The following is a 17,545-nucleotide window of genomic DNA, read 5'->3' as shown; positions in this document are numbered from 1 at the left end:
CGTGATCTCTCCCTTTCGGATATATAGATATATGGATAAGGTAACGATAACAATACTCACCTCATTTACCATTCTATTCATCCGTAAAAGGATTGGTATAGGTCGTTAATATGCCCGTACTTAAATATAATTTGAAGCTCATAGGATGCAGACTATACCTTTCACAACTAGAAACGCATATGTTAGTACAACAAAGTGGTTATTCATAATCGATTGGAGGAGAAGCTATGCATATTCTGATTGTCGCCCCGGAACAGATACCTGTACCTGGTAATGGTTCTGTGGAAATATGTATTCTAGCTATTGCGCGACAACTCGCTAGACATCATCAAGTGACCATCCTTAGTAGATCGTCATCTCATTTGCCCAAATATAGCAAGATAGGTTCCATCTCCATTGTGCGGGTGAATGCCACAAGCCAGTCCTCTTACATCTCTTCTGTATTACGTTATCTTCATGGGAAGAAATATGATGTTATTCAAGTTGATAACCGTCCTCATTATATGGCAAGAATTAAACAAGCTTTTCCACGTACTCCAGTGACACTAGTCCTTCATTCCTTAACTTTTGTTCCTCATCGTGCAGACATTACAAATTGTCTTCATAAGGCCGATCTCATTATTGCCAACAGTCAATCCCTACACCAGAAATTGGCTCACAACTTTCCTCAATCAGCTCACAAGATTCGTACGATACCTTTAGGTGTCGACGTCTCTCGGTTTCGCATGGTGAATGCATCACAGAAAATAAGCACGAAGAAAAAACACCATATCCCTAACCAGTTCACGATACTATTCGTCGGAAGAGTGATTCCGCGAAAGGGCGTACCTATTCTCATCGATGCGACATACCATGTACGCAAACAGATCCCTGCTCATTTGGTGATCGTAGGAAAGGGAACGACTTCTTATGTCAATCGACTTCGTTCGCAGGCTAGAAGATTAGGCATACCCATTAGCTTCTTAGGCAAGAAATCGCATAAAGCTATCCATTCTGTATACCATTTAGCCGATTGTTTCGTATGTCCCTCTCAAGAGCACGAAGCCTTCGGTTTAGTCAATGTAGAGGCTATGGCTTCTGGTGTCCCTGTTATTGCATCACGAAATGGAGGAATTCAAGAAATCGTGAAGCATGGCCATAATGGCTATCTTGTTGATTCTTACCATCACCCACAGGAGTTCGCTAACTATCTACTTAAATTGGCAAAGGATAAAGATCTACGCACACGTCTGGGTACCAATGGACGAAGTGATGTGCTTCAACATTTCACATGGGGCCAGACTGCACGTAAGCTTGCTTCTCAATACAGCCATTTATAGAAGTAACCATAGATCTCACAATTACAATATATAGAGAAAGGAGCTGTCCCTGGGTAGAATAATCTACCCAGGGACAGCTCCTTTTATGAACATCGAATCGCTCTTAAACATTATAGATCATACTTATTGAATGGCTTCACCAATTTGCTTAATCATTTCTTCCATAGATACAAGTCCACCACCGGATAAATACCAGTAGTTCGCATCAAGATAGACGATACGTCCATCTTTAAAGGCATTGGTATTCTTGACTAAATCATTCTCAACAGTCTCTTTAGCGGAAGTTGATGCTGCATCCGTCGTAGCTAATGCACTATCTCTATCCACAACGAATAGGTAGTCTGGATTCTTATCTTCAATAAACTCTGATGTGATCTTATCTCCATGTGTTGAGACCTTGATATTCGTGTCTGCTGGCGTAAATCCAAGTACATCATGAATAATTCCAAATCTTGAACCTGGTCCATAGGCACTTAGTTTGCCTTCATTAGACAATACAATTAATGCATTCTTTCCTGTTGCCGTTACTTTGTCGTGAATCTCAAGAATCGAAGCATCAATCTTTGCAATTTCCTCATCAATCTTTGCTTGTTTATCAAAAATCTGACCTAAATTATTCATATTTTCTTTGAATGATTCCACTAATCTCGTATTATCTACGCCTAAATAAACCGTTGGTGCAATCTTAGATAACTCTTTATAAGCATCTCTTTGTCTGGCTGAGATAATAATAACATCAGGAGAAAGAGCATTAATCTTATCGAATGCTGGTTCTTTCAGACTACCTACATTCGTGTATTTCGTATCTTCATATTTCTTAAGGTATGGCGGAATGTTTGCTTGTGGCACACCCGTCACTTCAACACCCAATCTATCTAGTGAATCCAGAATTCCAAAGTCAAATACAACAACCTTCTCTGGATTCGTCTTCAGTACAGTCTCCCCTAATTCATGCTTAATCGTTACTTCCTTGCTCTCTGCTACTTCTGTTGTTGGGGAATTCGTTGGTGCTTTTGAACTCCCTTGATTTGTATCATTATTGTTACCGCATGCCGCCACTAATACTGCCAGCATAACAGTCATCATTATCATCCATAACCCTTTTTTCAATTCAATCACTCCTATTATTTAATGGCCATGCTATTAAAATCATTGATGTTCACACCCTACTGGCGCCTTTACATAGGGTATGTCACATTATAATTCCCAAAGTTAATACAACTAATCAAGTTGAATGCTCCTATATACTAAGAAAAATACACGCATATCCTATGTTCATTGATGCACTCAATAGGAATATCCATCCCATATACGTCTTTGAGAACATCAGAATTGATGATGTCATGTGTAGCACCCTCTTTAACAATTCGGCCATTCTTAAGTGCAACGATATAGTCCGAATAGACAGAGGCGAAGTTAATATCATGAATAACGATAACGACCGTTTTCCCAAGTTCATGAACCATCCGTCTAAGCACTTTCATGATCTGTACGGAATGTTTCATATCCAAGTTGTTTAGCGGTTCATCCAATAGAATATAATCGGTGTCCTGCGCGATAACCATGGCAATATATGCTCTTTGATTCTGCCCGCCACTAAGTTGATCCAAATATTTATCTTGAATATCCTGTAGACCCATGTACTCAATGGCTTCATTAATAAATTTCCAATCTTCCGTGGTAAGGTTACCTTGTGAGTATGGAAATCTCCCGAAGCTTACCAATTCCTTGATCGTCAATCGGATATTGATATGATTCGACTGTTTGAGAATGGAGATCCGTTTCGCTAGGTCATTACTCTTCAGCTTACCTATATCATCCCCATCGATGAGTACTTCTCCCTGATCTCTCGTAATTAATCGACTAATCATAGACAATAATGTACTCTTGCCTGCACCATTAGGACCGATAAATGACGTAATTGCTCCCTTTGGAATCTGTACGGATACTTGATCAACGACCGGGATACCATCATAGTTCTTCGAAGCATTTCTGATCTCTATCACGATTTATTCTCCTTTAACAGAAGGTATATAAAGTACGATCCCCCAACAAAGTTAATAATGACGCTGAGCGTGGTGGAGAATGTAAATACCTTCTCAACAATGAACTGTCCCCCAATTAAAGCGATAATGCTAATTAGAATGGATCCCCAGATAAGATACTTATGGCGGTATGTCTTCAGAAATTGGTGTGATACATTCACAACTAATAGGCCTAAAAAGGTGATCGGTCCCACCAAAGCTGTCGCAACCGACATCAGTATCGCGATGACAACGAGTAGTCTTTTGACAACATAATCATAATTGACCCCTAGATTAACCGCATGATCTCTTCCTAAGGATATGACATCTAGATATTTAATGAATCTTAAAAAATAAAGGCTAACACCAGCAATCGCAATGATCGATATGATTAATACGTCTGTATTAATATTGTTAAAGCTTGCAAACATTTTATCTTGTAACATTAAGAATTCATTCGGGTCAATCAGTACTTCCATAAAAGATGAGACGCTTCCAAAGAAAGTTCCTAGAATTATACCAATGAGTAATAGAAAGTAAATATTCCTCTGGCCTTCCTTACGGAAGAGAATCTTGTAGAACACCCCTGAGAATCCAACCATTAACAATACGGATATGATAAAGTTTATATTTCGATCTGATGACGTGATATTTGCAGACCCAAAGGCGTAAATGATAAAGGTCTGAAACAACATATATAAGGAGTCTAACCCTAAGATGCTTGGTGTTAAAATACGGTTATTCGTAATGGTCTGGAACACAACCGTGGAGAATGCAATGGCGCCACCCGTTAAGATAATGGCTAATATCTTCTTACCTCTTCTTGGAAGAACATAATCCCAGTGTCCTCCTGCGTCATACATCAAGAATAATGCAATAAGTGCGATAACAATAACGAATAGAACGCTTAACTTCACCTTCATTATGCATATGCCTTTCTTCTAATAAGTAAGTAGATAAAGATCCCGCTTCCTAACACACCCACAGTAAGTCCGATAGATATTTCATAAGGATATATAATGAGACGACTTAGAATGTCACACAATAGAAGAAAGACCGCGCCCAAGAGTGCTGTATGAGGTAGAATTTTCTTCAAATGGTCGCCATGATAGATCGTCACAATATTCGGAATGATAAGTCCAAGAAAAGGAATAATACCAACCGTTAGTATCACGATAGAAGATATTGCGGCTACAATAACAAGTCCAATGTTTACAACTTGCTTATAATTCAAACCTAAATTCTTCGCGAAGTCTTCACCCATTCCAGCGATAGTAAAACGATTGGCAAATATGTACGCAATGATTACGAGCGGAATGCTAATATATAGCATTTCATACCGCCCTTTCAGAATGACTGAGAAATCTCCTTGGAGCCAAGATGACATATTCTGAATCAGATCGTTCTTATAAGCAAAAAAGGTCGTGATCGATCCTACAACATTTCCGAACATAATCCCAACTAACGGAATGAAAATAGCATCCTTATATTTCACTTTATCTAGAATTTTCATGAAGATAAAGGTACCAAGAAGTGCAAATAGGAATGAAACTAACATCTTCTCTAATGATGTAGCATTAGGGAACACCATCATAGCAATGAGGATACCGAACCTTGCCGAATCCATGGTTCCTGCCGTAGTTGGTGATACGAATTTGTTGCGTGTCAACTGTTGCATGATTAAACCTGCAATACTCATACTTACACCCGCTATAATAATGCTGATTAAGCGTGGTATTCGGCTAATAATCAAGGTTTCATATTGTCGTTCAGTTAGGTGAAATATTTCCATTGGCGATATGTCCTTCACACCAATAAAGATCGATATAACAGAACAAACAAATAGTATTAGAAGTAAATATCTCTTTTTCATATCAGTTCCTAACTCATCCTATCCTTTAGGGCTTTGTTATATCATGATGACGATAATGATATTCATTATCAACTGTGATGTCCATTTTAATTATACGATTTTACTGGGGATTGTCAAATATCAGAATATCAAAATTTAAAATTTATCGAATTCATTCATAAAACAAAGGTCACTTACACATGATACATTCATGGACGACACCGGTTGGATCCATCCGTAAATACTTCTGTGTCTCTACTACATTAGAATTGGAGCGTATATTTATGAAGCAACGAGCTACTATCATTCGCTATCTACTCACAATATTGATCTCTATCATGATTGTAGTGGTGTGCGTATCCTGTAATACGACCAAGAAGTACAGCGTTATGTCCGCAGACGAAGCTGTTACGTTAACAGACAAAGATCTGTATATTGATACGTTAGGAGTCACTTGGGTACCCCTACAATCTGTCGTTCAATCTCTAGGGCTACATATGAAGGATTCCAATCATGCCGTGACATTCGGTTACACAGACCCTATGTATGAGATTAATATAGGCAAAAGACAGGCTCTCTCGTTGGGTTCTTCTACCATGTTAGATGAAGCACCAACGCGTTGGAAGGGACAACCTTATATGTCACTCAACTCCCTTGCTGTCTTGCTTAATACGTCCGTCACATGGGATCAAGCTAATCATAAGATAGCAATATCTTCTCTACAGGATACACCCACTACCACATCTTCATCTGATCCTATTCAAGAGGATTCTATACGCATGCTAAGCACAACTATTGATAAGAATGCGTTTATCGCATATGCCAAAAAGTATCTATCCGTTCCCTATGAATTCGGAGCGCAACCTTATGATCAATCCAAAACGTTCGATTGTTCTTCATTTACCCAACATGTGTTCAATAAATTCAACGTTGATTTACCTAGACTAGCCAGAGATCAGGGACATGTCGGCGTAAGTACAACGAGAGATAAGCTAAAGCCTGGTGATCTTATATTCTTTACCGTTCCGGGCCGATTCAAAAGCAATTCAATTCCTGGTCATGTAGGCATCTACATTGGAAATGGACAATTTATTCATACTTGGGGACAACCTGGGGTGCAAATTAGTAGCGTGGATAACGGCTATTGGAGTAATGTCATTCTTTACATGCGTAGTGTAATCTGAGGTAAAAGGAAACAACCAACAAGAATAAAACAACCATCTCATAACGGTGTCGTGTCTAATCAACTAAAGGCGACACCGTTACACAATCATTAGATCTAATAATGCACTAGATTCATACGAAATGTATTGCGTGTGTGGGCTTTGGGATTGGAATACGTATCGAATGGTCTTGCTAATTTTTGTTGCGACTCTTTATTACGTATATATATATTCATGATGTGATCAAGTTGAACTGACTTTTTGATCACACGAACATCTTGGGTTCCATACATAGCAGCTAGTTTATTTAACTCCATACGTCTAAGTTCTATCAATCTATCTATTTTCTCCATGTCCATGTTACTCCCTCCATTCAACAGTTGTAAATTATAGATCACTAATAGATTACTATAGGTTACCAAATGTCGACTTTATTTTTATTACCCAATTATGTTCATTTGATAACAGGTTTGATTCTACTTATCACTATATATAAATAAAACCCTTCGAAAGGTATCTCGAAAGGTTCTACTAGGTTCACTATTATTATGTTAGAAAGCAAGTATCAAGTATCATGAGCCAGGTCCATGTGTTAAGGGTGTTACAATACTAGGATCGATAGGTTGTGCAATAAATATGATACTACATAAACCAATAATCAGTACTAACGAAGTCACCACTTTTTTCATGATTATATCCTCCTTTGATAATCTTCTCATACTCACTTATTTCTTCTGTTGTCGCAAAGCTTCTGAATGTCTCAAATAATGTCATAGAATCAACAATTTCACCATTCTTGCTCATACTAGCATAAAATGTAATAGATTGTAAAGTGTTCCTCATACCTTCTCTATAATTCTCGTTATTAAAATAGTATATGCCTAGTTGATAGCATAGATTCGCATAGCTCACACGATTAAAGACATGAGAATATCCATTAGTCAGAATTGGAAAGGGTCTCTTCTCGAATTCGTTTATAGCATCTTTAAAATCTTCCAAGGTGTCCTCTATCGTGTAGCTGTGTTGGTTGGCAGATTGTACTATTGTTAATAGTCCGGGAAGAATCTCCTTCGGATTATCTCGTAATAATTGACTATACTCTGCGACCATCTTCACATTACCCATACGGATCTCTAATGTGAATGTATTAGCAATCGACCAAAGACGGTATTGCTCCACAACCTGCAGCTCTGCCTCATCCAGCCCTTCAATATAACTCAAATCTGCATATAGACGGACATATTCCAGCGCTTCTTGGTATCGACCCTGATGCTCTAATGCTGCACCCTTCATCAATAGACCATATGCATAGTAGATCAATAAGGGCTTCTCGGTTAACAACGAATTGTAATCTCTCTTCTTAAGGCTTCTGTTCTTCTCGTTCTGTAATACGATGTTAGAGAGAATAATCATTTCGTCCGCATACTGCTGCACCTTCTTATAATTATCTATGTTGTAGTAAATATTCATGAGCTGATACAATGCATCCAACTGATAATTCTCAGCCAATCTTTTCCGGTAAGGAACAAACTGAAGTGTAGCTTCCATATTAATCTCTAAATCCAGTCCAAGAGAGGCTCTAAATATACGGTATTGACTAAGCGCTAGTCTCTCCGAATGTTGATATTTCTCATTCTCAGCAACACATTTGTAGAAGATGATAGACTCTTGCTTCTTCTCGGACATATATAATCTTTCTGCAATCGAGAAGATCAACGTCACGTAGGTAATGTTCTCCATTAATTTAGACAATACTTCTGTTATATAATCTTCCTTACCAAGTTCTGCACACCGTATAAGGAATGCACTAACCCTTCTGCCATTCGGTTTGCCGTTTACGAAGCACTCTTCCAGAAATAAGTCATATAATGCTCCCTCTTCATAACCAAGCGCCTTGGTTATTAAGTCAAATTGTCTTACCGATATAGGTTTGGGAGGATTATTATTTAGGATGGCACTAATCACACCCTTATTAATCCCTGACACTTGTCCAAAACTACTAAATGTATGTCCGTTACATGCTATGTAATTTAATAATTCCGTTCGAATCGTAGTTGAATGACTCACTCCATCACCCCCATTACCGATAGGTCACCTTCACACAAGAAATACTAATTAAGTATCATCTACTATATACTTACAATTATACGCAAGAATTGATGTATGGTCAATTAATAACTTACTGATTCTACCAAAGGAATTTATTATATATCCAAACCGTGAACAATCCTCACCATTCCTTTGTCATTAATCACCATACATTTATAATGATTAAACCATCATTTGCTTGTACAATATAATGATACCAACAGGAGAGGTGATCTATTGTGAGAATTGGAATTCCTAAAGAAATAAAGAACAATGAGAATCGAGTTGCCATCACACCCGCAGGTGTAACAGAATTTCTAAGACACGGCCATAGCATATCTATAGAACAAGGAGCAGGCTTAGAGAGTGGCTTCACTGATCAAGATTATGAAACAGCGGGCGCTACAATCATGGTAGTAGCGAAAGATCTATGGGATCAATCTGATATGATCATGAAAGTGAAGGAGCCTGTCTCCCTTGAATTTGATTATTTTCGTAAAGGACTACTTCTGTTCACATATCTTCATCTTGCGAATGAACCATCGCTTGCGAAGGCTCTTATGGATTCGGGTGTAACGGCAATCGCTTATGAGACGGTTACTGCTGCGGGCACCTTACCCTTACTTACACCCATGAGTGAGGTAGCTGGACGTATGGCGGTACAGATTGGAGCCCAACTCCTTGAACGTCATCGTAGCGGTAAAGGCATTCTTTTATCTGGCGTACCTGGGGTGACACGTGGGAAAGTAACGATTATTGGTGGAGGTATTGTTGGGACAAATGCTGCCAAAATAGCTATTGGGTTAGGTGCAGATGTCTCTATCTTGGATCTAAGCATAGGAAGACTACGACAACTAGACGACATATTTGGCAATCAGATTACGACGCTCGTATCCAATACTGCTAACATCGCTAACGCCGTAGCAGCAGCCGACTTACTTATCGGTGCTGTCCTTATCCCTGGTGCCAGAGCACCTAAATTAGTCAGTGAAGATATCGTCAAGACGATGGGCGCAGGTTCTGTTATCGTGGATGTAGCTATCGACCAAGGTGGCATTGTAGAAACGATGGACCGCATCACCACACATGATAATCCCACTTATATTAAACATCATGTCATTCATTATGCTGTAGCAAATATGCCTGCAGCTGTGCCACAGACATCTACTATTGCCTTGACCAATGCAACGCTTCCGTTTGCGTTACAAATTGCAAATCATGATATTCGTGAACTCTGTCTGGATCACCCTTCGATTGAAAGTGGCATTAATGTGATGAACGGCTTCATTACTCATCAAGCTGTCGCACAAGATCTTGGTCATGAATATATTCCAGCTAAGCGTGCTTTGGATAGTGCTTTAACATAAAGTAGTATCGATTGTAATGGCTATTTAGCCATTACAATCGCTATACCCAAAATAACAATACGAGCCATATTCATCATCAAAAAGTTCTGAACCGCTAATCCAAACGTATGCTTCTTGGTCTGTCTTTTCATAAACAATGCTATATTCTTCTTCAAAGGAATAAATGTGATTACAATCAATAGAACAATCCATGGACTGACTCCTAAGAAAATCAAGACGAACATATCCACAAACGAAACATAATAGATATAACGAAATAAGATCAAAGCGTATTCTTTACCAATATACACCGGTAACGTATATCTCTTGTTCTCAACGTCCTCTTCCATGTCACATATATTGTTAGCAAGCATAATATTGGAGATACCCAGAATAGCTGGAATCGAGATGAGAAAGATCAGTATGACTTCTAATATATTAATATCAAGACGTACAAATGGGTACTCCAAGGTCAATAACACAAGCCGATCACCCACATGAATATAGGTAGATACGAATATAATCACAAAGCCCATGAACAGACCAGAGAACAACTCACCTAATGGCATTCTAGAAATAGGGATGGGACCGAATGAATATAATATACCTACGCAGAAGGAAAGACCTCCCACTAGAAAAATAACGATCCCCGTATGAAATACCAACCACATTCCTGTACTTACCGCCGTTACAAATAACGTAATAATGACCGTTACTACTGTCGATTCTTTCAATCCGAACTTCACAATCGCATTGTGCTCTTGATATCCATATCCTTCACGTTTCTGCGCTTTCTTGAAATCATAATAATTGTTCATCGCTGTTGTGAATAGATCAAAGGTTAATAAGGATATAAACATCAATATGAAATTCGCAATTTGAAATTGTTCGAAGCGAAATACAACATACACACTCCCTAGAAAAAAGGGAATCATACTGGCTAGCTTCGTCTTAATCTCAACCAAGCTTAGGAAACTTTTTAATGTCATTAGATTAGGACCATCCTTTTAGTAAAATATCATATGAGCGACAGGATACTTCTCGCTTAGTGGCTTAACCATGTGTCGAAGAATTTACGATATCCTTCTTTCATAACACGATTTGAGAATTTCTCAAATCCATATGCACGATTCTCAAATGAGACTTTATGTGGGGAAGCTGCAGCCATATTCACCAACTCGAACCAATTCTGCTCATGACCAGAAAAGGCATGTTGAGAACTGATATGGTTATAGCAGGGATGTTCGGGTTTAACAATAATCTTACCCATCGCCAACGCTTCGGTTAGAGGCATAGCAAAGGTATCGAACTTAGAACAGCTCCAGTACACTTTCGAAGAATTCATAAGCATAAATATTTCGGATTGCGACAATGCGAACTGTAGCTTCACATTCGATGGAATGTGATATTTCTTCATACTTTCTTTATAACGGATGCCACCAAATACCATGATGACCTCCTTGTCTGGGTTCCTTCTTGCATATTCCAGAACAAGATCAGGGCGTCTGTTCTCTTCATCTCTTCCAATCCATAGAATGCGGTTATCGACAACTTGGCTTGGATCGAAATACCGTTTCGCTAAGGTCTCATCGAAGCCTATTGGAATAACATCCACATCCGTCACATCATATTGACGAGCGAACTCCTGTTTTAAGAAATCGGTCTGTACAATGGCCTTATCTACCATTTGATAGAAAGGCTTCATCATTTCATATCCTGTTAATGCGGGATCTGGAAAACTATGTGGAAACAGCACGCTGTTCTTTATGAACATTTTCAAATATGTAAATCCGGATACCGTATAAATAACATGATCGATCTGTTGCGAATGAATCTGATCTAGCACAATATCATAATTCACCAGATCACCCTTCTCATGTTCATATCCAGCAATCCAATCATAACTACTCACATGTCGTTCAGGAGAGATAAATACAATTTCCACACCCAATTCTTCACCTATACGCTTCAATCGATCGGCAAAAACGCGAGGACCTTGAGACTCCGCAAATTGTATCTTTCTCATCACTAATCCAACTTTTGTCATCTGCTGTTCATCCTATCTCCATTTAGAGTATATAGTAGTTATAGTGAAGTATATCAACCTATTATCACTTCGTTGACACGATTCTATTCTTAGTAAAGTAACCTTCGATCTTCTTGATAATTAGAAAAGATAATGCAATAAATAGTAGAACATATAACAACTGAATGGGATGATCAACGAAGCTCTGCAGATCATGTCCGATATAAGATACATAGAATATCATAATCCCTTTGCCTAATGAAACAGCCAACAAGAACAACCATATACGCATACGAGCCACACCAGATACAATATTCACGACTACAAATGGTCCTACAGGGAATATCCCTAGAAGAAATACATAACTAAATGCATTGCGCTGAATCCATATCATGCTCTTTGCGACATGAGGCTTCTGTGCCCATTTTTGGAAATAAGGAAGATAGGAAATACGTCTTACGATCAGGAAGGTCAACATACAACCACTAATCATTCCGATCCACGAATATAGAAATCCAAGCCACAATCCATACACAGCAGCATTCACACCTACAATAAGAAGTGTTGGTAATGGTGGGATAAAGGACTTCATAAATGTTAAAAGTATACCTGGAAGTGCCCCAAATTCTCGGTATCTTTCCAGAAATGCTGTTATATTCTCTTCTGACAATATCGACATGATATCTATTGCAGCTATCATTATATACACCTACCTATCTCACATATGTAGCTCTAACCTCTTGCTTAACTCGTCTCCATATCATAGCACATCTTATGTTAACCCATCATGGAAGATCACAACCTTTGCAACAACAATATGTTCAGATCGAATGCAACATTCAAACTATTTGTATGAAGGAAAGATCATCTGCTAGAATTAGACGAATGCATTATTTTTACCACACAGAACATAATAGGGGGGCTCTCATTGTGAATGAAAGCAACATTTCCATGCTAGATCACATGCTTATTCTAGATCGAATGAATGATATGACACAACTTGATCCATTATATCCATTTGCTCTGGATGAACTCCTCTGTAAACATACAGGTCAAGGTGGTCCTCCTATCTGTCATCTTTGGAGACACCCGAGGTCATTTATTATTGGAATGAGAGATAGCCGTCTAGAAGATGCCAACAAAGGACGAGAGTGGATAGCCTCGCAAGATTATCAAGTAGCTATAAGGAATTCTGGCGGAGCCGCAGTCCCACTCGATCTTGGTGTTGTTAATATTTCTCTGATATTACCGAAGGATAACGAAGCAGACCAACACTTTCACAAGGATTTCGAACTGATGTACACACTTATACAGAATGCTCTATTACATACAGGGATGAATGTAGATAAAGGGGAAATCGCAGGTGCTTATTGCCCAGGAGAGTTCGATCTAAGTATTGAGGGGCGAAAGTTCTGTGGTATAGCACAACGCAGACAAGCACATGCTTATATCATCCAAGCCTTCATTATTGCTGAAGGTTCAGGTCATAAGCGTTCTGAACTCGTAAGGGGCTTCTACGACCGGGCGGCAGGGGGATCACCAACTGCCAATTATCCATTCGTAACCGCAGATGCTACAGCAAGTCTTGAGGAACTAACTGGGATGGGTGCTAACACAGCTACAACATTTGCAGAATTGGTAAAGCATGTGATTACAGACTATCAGACGATACAAGGTATATCCCCTTTGACGGATGTATATCTACCCGAGGTGGAGCAGATCAGGGTTATGGTAGGAAACCTGCGCAATAGATATGAAATAAGTGACAATTAAAAAACACCCCCTAGATTGGCATTGGATGTACCTAATGGTTATCCAATGTCTATTCTAAGGGGTGCACTTATATCTAGAATCCGGTCTTAGGGATCTCCTTCGGTGCATCGCAGAACGGTTCCTGGCTTCCGCTTCGCACAGCATACATGTTATCATGTGCCGTTATCATCTCATGAACGAAAGGCACATAAGGTTGCTGGCACACATCATGCACACCAATCTGATAATTCTCGCCATCAAAACGGCCAAGAACAGACTGATCATTTAATTGGAAATAGTGTACGCCTACAATATTAGGATTGGCCGCTGACTGTTCCAGATAATAGCGATACGCTAATCCACGTTCCTCTTGTGTTGCTAAAGACCTTATACCAGTCGCAAGCATCCCCACATCGGCCGCACCGAAGTGAAATTCACCAATGATGATTGGCATATTGAGCTTATCCGCAATCATGCTCACAAGTTCCTCATCAGGCTTCATTTGGTATGCATTCAATGAGAATACATCGAAATGTTCACAACCCTCTAGTAATTCAGGTCTGGATATAAACGCATAACGCATCCCCATATTCAAATGATTTGGTGCAGCTTGACGGCATGCTTTAGCTGGAAGTTCGACATAACGTCGAATGAGTACTCGATCAAATCCTCTTAAATCCTCAAGGATCGTAACATTCTCATCTAGCCCCTTGGGAGGATCGACCAACAACTGTGCAAACATCTCGTAGGACGTATTCCAAGCTGTGTTCAATGCAGAAATATGATTATATTTCTGCTGTAACCATTCTATTAAATACTTCTTACTAATGAGTGACGAAGGACTCTTAAGGAGCATCACGCTTAGACATAACTCATCGACGAAAGCCCAATGAGGCTCATTCCTCATGAAATACCCCATCATTAAGCTGTTATCTTTGAATGCAACTAATTGTTGGGCGAATTCTATAGATCTCTGTTCAAAGGATTCATGAAACACATCCGGGAAATCCCGATATACGAGTTCTTCTGTACTTGGATAATTGTCCATAGGATACACAAAAGGCATTTGTGAATATTCAATGAACTCAGGGCAAGACCAATTCCCAATACTATTAATTCCCCAATCCAATAGACGTTGCTTCGTAATCACAGACCAACTATCTCGCCATTGCGGTCCAAACGCCTTAATTAGATTAGCAATATTGAAGTCATATCCATTCTCTGATAACGCATCTACAAATACTCCATCCGTAGGCAATGAATCCGGTAATAAGTGACTCATCTGACTAAGGGAGGTTTCACTTTCTGGTCTTATGCAGTCGATACCTGCGCTAAATAACGCATATCCAGCTGGATCAACTAACCACCATCGCTTCCCATCATGATGTGTACGAAAGAAACCCGTTGCCTCGAACTGTAATCCACTCCAGCCCCAATGCTCTGGCTTCACAGAGACATCTGCTGCTCTCAACTCATCCGTTAAGGAAGCAATCATCTCTTCTTCCGATGCCATCTTGCCTGACCAATCCTTATGTTTACATTGACCCATAGAATCAATATAAGGTGAGTTTATTAGATCGGATGCGATTGGCTCTCCACTCAGGATAATGTCACCCATCGTCCATTCTCTCTCACACACCGATGGAATCGTGCTAATGGTAACACCAGAGATATGGTTACGATCGATAGACTCATCTCCACGCAGAACGCATTGCATCATACCTGGGAATCTCTTCAGGAACAACTTCTCACCATTCACGACAGATAAGGGTACACAAATGGTTGTCTTAACATACGGCAATATACCGATATGCACTTCAATATATTTACGATTATGTTGGAAGGCGTTCTCCTCGAACGTTAGCAGAATGACAAGTACATCATGCGATTCATGATACACATCAAATTGGATGTATTCATACTTGTTCCACTCTATATCTGCAACAGAATTTAGTCTTAAACTTCCGCCATTCTTTGCCGCTTGTATCTTGCAACCATCCTCAATCTTCGTTATTGTCATGTCATCCGACTCCGGCAATAATCGTTCCGATATCGTTATATTCAACAACTATCCATCCCTCCTATTCTTTCACAGCACCCATGACGATCCCACCAACGAAGTACTTTTGTAAGAAAGGATACACCGCCAAAATAGGAAATGCCGTAATGAAGATTTGTGCTGCTTTCACTGACCTTTGCGACAAATTCTCTAAATCCTTAGGGTCCAAGCTGATTTTACTGAAATCTTGTTGTACTACGATCGTTTGAAGATAGGTAGCCAACGGGTATTTCTTCGAATCTGTCATGTAGATAAGTCCATCGAACCAAGAGTTCCAATGCCATACTAGCGTAAATAAACCGATGGTCGCGATGGCTGGTAATGACACAGGGAGATATACTTTCCATAATGTCTTAAAGAGCCCTGCACCATCTAGATATGCAGCTTCTTCAAGTTCGCGCGGGATTGCTTTGAAGAAGTTCATCATTAGAATCATATTAAATACACCAACGGCTCCTGGTAGTACTAGTGCCCATATTGTATTAATCATATTAAGATTAGAGATCATAAGATACGTAGGTACTAATCCTCCATTAAACATCATCGTAAAGACAAATACCCATATATATATATTTCTTCCTTTAAAATAAGAGTATTCCTTCGATAACGCATAACCCGCTGCTAAGATCAATGACATTCCGATCCCTGTACCTAGAATAGTACGGTAGACAGCTACCCACAAAGATCGCAAGAAATTGCTACTATTTAATGTCTTCTCGTAGGACTCAAGTGTGAAGTCTATCGGCCACAATCCAATAATGTTCGCATTCGCCGGTCCACGACCACTGAAGGACACTGCAAGAATATGAACCATTGGAAGAATACACAATAATGACAGAGCGATTAGAAAAATGGAGTTAAAAATATTGAAAACTTTATAACCCTTACTTTTGTGATACATGAGCGTCCCCTCCCTCGACTTTATAGATTACCACACGCGATAATTCGCATATTTATAGGCTAAACGATAAGAAAATACAACCATTCCGAAGCTGATCACTGATTTGAACAATCCAATCGCTGTAGCGAAACTAAAGTTACCTTCTAATAAAGCGTTACGATAGACAAACGTATCAATGATATCGCCTTCTCTATAGACCAACGGATTGTATAAGTTAAAGACTTGGTCAAATCCAGCATTCAGGATATTTCCCAGCTGAAGTGTTCCAACCACTATGATAATCGGCAACATACCAGGAAGTGTTATATTGAGGATTTGCTTCATTCTAGAAGCCCCGTCCACCTCCGCAGCCTCGTACAGCGATGGATTAATACCCGCAATGGCTGCTAAGTAGACGATTGCGCTGAATCCGAATTCCTTCCATATATCACTGACTACTAACGTCGTTCGGAACCAACTGCCTGTACCCAGGAAGAAGATAGGTTCTATTCCAAAGACAGAGGTTATGACGCGATTGACCAATCCTCCGTTAATGGACAATACATCAATTAGAATACCGCCTAAGATAACCCATGATAAAAAGTGAGGTAAATACACTAATGTTTGAACTGATCTTTTAAGTCCTATGTTGCGAATTTCATTCAACAATAATGCAAATATGACGGGTACCGATACGCCAAATGATATCTTTAGCACAGAAATGATCAGTGTGTTCCAGATAACATTCACGGAATCCTCAAATAGAAATAAATTACGAAAGTGAGTTAATCCTACCCATTCTGAATTCATAATACCAAGCCAAGGCTTATAATCTTGAAATGCAATAACCAATCCAAACATAGGAACATAGTTAAACAGAATAATTAGTATAAAAGCTGGTAAAATCAACATATGTAATGGCCACGTTCTCTTGATCCCCTTCTTGAACCTACCGAACCGACTTTCTGGTGCAGACATCTGAACAGGGATACCTTCATCCTTTTTTCCTGAAAATACAACTGACATGGTGTTCCTC

At 39.3% G+C, this 17,545-nt stretch carries 16 protein-coding genes; 4 read left to right on the top strand and 12 right to left on the bottom strand.

From position 1 onward, the window contains the following. The first annotated feature begins 227 nt into the window (after nt 1-227). The gene (locus ACH8E3_RS08400) at nt 228-1,319 is read left to right on the top strand and encodes a glycosyltransferase family 4 protein (protein ID WP_458632176.1); all 1,092 of its coding nucleotides are present in this window, start codon (nt 228-230) and stop codon (nt 1,317-1,319) included. Between the two features lie 123 nt (nt 1,320-1,442). On the opposite strand, the gene ACH8E3_RS08395 is transcribed toward ACH8E3_RS08400, so the two are convergent. The 4 genes from ACH8E3_RS08395 to ACH8E3_RS08380 form a co-directional block, all read right to left on the bottom strand. Then, nucleotides 1,443-2,429 carry a siderophore ABC transporter substrate-binding protein gene (locus ACH8E3_RS08395; RefSeq protein WP_458632175.1) on the bottom strand — a complete coding sequence of 329 codons (987 nt, stop codon included), beginning with the start codon at nt 2,427-2,429 and terminating at the stop codon, nt 1,443-1,445. 137 nt (nt 2,430-2,566) lie between these two features. Further along, nucleotides 2,567-3,325, bottom strand: a complete 759-nt coding sequence (locus ACH8E3_RS08390) for an iron ABC transporter ATP-binding protein (RefSeq protein ID WP_458632174.1) — start codon at nt 3,323-3,325, stop codon at nt 2,567-2,569. Further along, on the bottom strand, nt 3,322-4,266 hold the full coding sequence (locus tag ACH8E3_RS08385) for an iron chelate uptake ABC transporter family permease subunit (protein WP_458632173.1): 945 nt from the start codon (nt 4,264-4,266) through the stop codon (nt 3,322-3,324). Before ACH8E3_RS08385 ends, ACH8E3_RS08390 begins: the two co-directional genes overlap by 4 nt. Further along, entirely contained in the window at nt 4,266-5,216 is a 951-nt protein-coding gene (locus ACH8E3_RS08380; RefSeq protein WP_458632172.1) for an ABC transporter permease, read from the bottom strand. Before ACH8E3_RS08380 ends, ACH8E3_RS08385 begins: the two co-directional genes overlap by 1 nt. 179 nt (nt 5,217-5,395) lie before the next feature. On the opposite strand from ACH8E3_RS08380, the gene ACH8E3_RS08375 reads away from it, so the two are divergent. Continuing rightward, nucleotides 5,396-6,379, top strand: a complete 984-nt coding sequence (locus ACH8E3_RS08375; RefSeq protein WP_458632171.1) for a C40 family peptidase — start codon at nt 5,396-5,398, stop codon at nt 6,377-6,379. Between the two features lie 95 nt (nt 6,380-6,474). On the opposite strand, the gene ACH8E3_RS08370 is transcribed toward ACH8E3_RS08375, so the two are convergent. Then, entirely contained in the window at nt 6,475-6,717 is a 243-nt protein-coding gene (locus tag ACH8E3_RS08370; RefSeq protein WP_458632170.1) for a Spo0E family sporulation regulatory protein-aspartic acid phosphatase, read from the bottom strand. A 283-nt stretch (nt 6,718-7,000) separates the two neighbouring features. Further along, on the bottom strand, nt 7,001-8,425 hold the full coding sequence (locus ACH8E3_RS08365) for a DNA-binding protein (RefSeq protein WP_458632169.1): 1,425 nt from the start codon (nt 8,423-8,425) through the stop codon (nt 7,001-7,003). A 260-nt stretch (nt 8,426-8,685) separates the two neighbouring features. Between ACH8E3_RS08365 and ald the strand changes: the two genes are divergently transcribed. Continuing rightward, nucleotides 8,686-9,813 (top strand): alanine dehydrogenase, encoded by a 1,128-nt coding sequence (ald, locus tag ACH8E3_RS08360; protein ID WP_458632168.1) that lies wholly within the window; start codon nt 8,686-8,688, stop codon nt 9,811-9,813. A 20-nt stretch (nt 9,814-9,833) separates the two neighbouring features. Here ald and ACH8E3_RS08355 read toward each other — a convergent pair whose 3' ends face one another. The 3 genes from ACH8E3_RS08355 to ACH8E3_RS08345 form a co-directional block, all read right to left on the bottom strand. Next, a complete protein-coding gene (locus ACH8E3_RS08355; protein WP_458632167.1) occupies nt 9,834-10,781 on the bottom strand; it encodes a 1,4-dihydroxy-2-naphthoate polyprenyltransferase in 948 nt (315 codons plus the stop codon). Nucleotides 10,782-10,837: 56 nt separating this feature from the next. Next, complete coding sequence (locus ACH8E3_RS08350; RefSeq protein WP_458632166.1) at nt 10,838-11,839, bottom strand: glycosyltransferase; 1,002 nt, start codon at nt 11,837-11,839, stop codon at nt 10,838-10,840. Nucleotides 11,840-11,903: 64 nt separating this feature from the next. Continuing rightward, on the bottom strand, nt 11,904-12,518 hold the full coding sequence (locus ACH8E3_RS08345) for a TVP38/TMEM64 family protein (RefSeq protein ID WP_458632165.1): 615 nt from the start codon (nt 12,516-12,518) through the stop codon (nt 11,904-11,906). A 230-nt stretch (nt 12,519-12,748) separates the two neighbouring features. Between ACH8E3_RS08345 and ACH8E3_RS08340 the strand changes: the two genes are divergently transcribed. Next, the gene (locus ACH8E3_RS08340; protein WP_458632164.1) at nt 12,749-13,591 is read left to right on the top strand and encodes a lipoate--protein ligase family protein; all 843 of its coding nucleotides are present in this window, start codon (nt 12,749-12,751) and stop codon (nt 13,589-13,591) included. Between the two features lie 73 nt (nt 13,592-13,664). On the opposite strand, the gene ACH8E3_RS08335 is transcribed toward ACH8E3_RS08340, so the two are convergent. Genes ACH8E3_RS08335 through ACH8E3_RS08325 form a run of 3 tightly spaced genes read right to left on the bottom strand, consistent with a single transcriptional unit; the run spans nt 13,665 to nt 17,487 of the window. Beyond that, nucleotides 13,665-15,638: a beta-galactosidase gene (locus tag ACH8E3_RS08335; RefSeq protein ID WP_458632163.1), complete on the bottom strand. Its 1,974-nt coding sequence runs from the start codon at nt 15,636-15,638 to the stop codon at nt 13,665-13,667. Nucleotides 15,639-15,651: 13 nt separating this feature from the next. After that, nucleotides 15,652-16,530 carry a carbohydrate ABC transporter permease gene (locus tag ACH8E3_RS08330; protein ID WP_458632162.1) on the bottom strand — a complete coding sequence of 293 codons (879 nt, stop codon included), beginning with the start codon at nt 16,528-16,530 and terminating at the stop codon, nt 15,652-15,654. Between the two features lie 27 nt (nt 16,531-16,557). Beyond that, nucleotides 16,558-17,487 (bottom strand): ABC transporter permease, encoded by a 930-nt coding sequence (locus tag ACH8E3_RS08325; RefSeq protein ID WP_458632201.1) that lies wholly within the window; start codon nt 17,485-17,487, stop codon nt 16,558-16,560. Nucleotides 17,488-17,545 lie beyond the last annotated feature (58 nt).

The sequence above is a fragment of the Paenibacillus sp. CMAA1364 genome (assembly GCF_054373195.1).
The sequence above is the reverse complement of the archived record's forward strand: the minus strand, read 5'-3'. Positions and strand labels throughout refer to the sequence as shown.

Bases quoted from the DNA above. Each gene is read 5' to 3' on its own strand.
- ACH8E3_RS08385 (WP_458632173.1), bottom strand. From the start codon at position 4,266: ATGAAGGTGAAGTTAAGCGTTCTATTCGTTATTGTTATCGCACTTATT.
- ACH8E3_RS08330 (WP_458632162.1), bottom strand. From the start codon at position 16,530: ATGTATCACAAAAGTAAGGGTTATAAAGTTTTCAATATTTTTAACTCC.
- ACH8E3_RS08325 (WP_458632201.1), bottom strand. From the start codon at position 17,487: ATGTCTGCACCAGAAAGTCGGTTCGGTAGGTTCAAGAAGGGGATCAAG.
- ACH8E3_RS08350 (WP_458632166.1), bottom strand. From the start codon at position 11,839: ATGACAAAAGTTGGATTAGTGATGAGAAAGATACAATTTGCGGAGTCT.
- ACH8E3_RS08355 (WP_458632167.1), bottom strand. From the start codon at position 10,781: ATGACATTAAAAAGTTTCCTAAGCTTGGTTGAGATTAAGACGAAGCTA.
- ACH8E3_RS08380 (WP_458632172.1), bottom strand. From the start codon at position 5,216: ATGAAAAAGAGATATTTACTTCTAATACTATTTGTTTGTTCTGTTATA.
- ACH8E3_RS08400 (WP_458632176.1), top strand. From the start codon at position 228: ATGCATATTCTGATTGTCGCCCCGGAACAGATACCTGTACCTGGTAAT.
- ACH8E3_RS08370 (WP_458632170.1), bottom strand. From the start codon at position 6,717: ATGGACATGGAGAAAATAGATAGATTGATAGAACTTAGACGTATGGAG.
- ACH8E3_RS08375 (WP_458632171.1), top strand. From the start codon at position 5,396: ATGATACATTCATGGACGACACCGGTTGGATCCATCCGTAAATACTTC.
- ACH8E3_RS08345 (WP_458632165.1), bottom strand. From the start codon at position 12,518: ATGATAGCTGCAATAGATATCATGTCGATATTGTCAGAAGAGAATATA.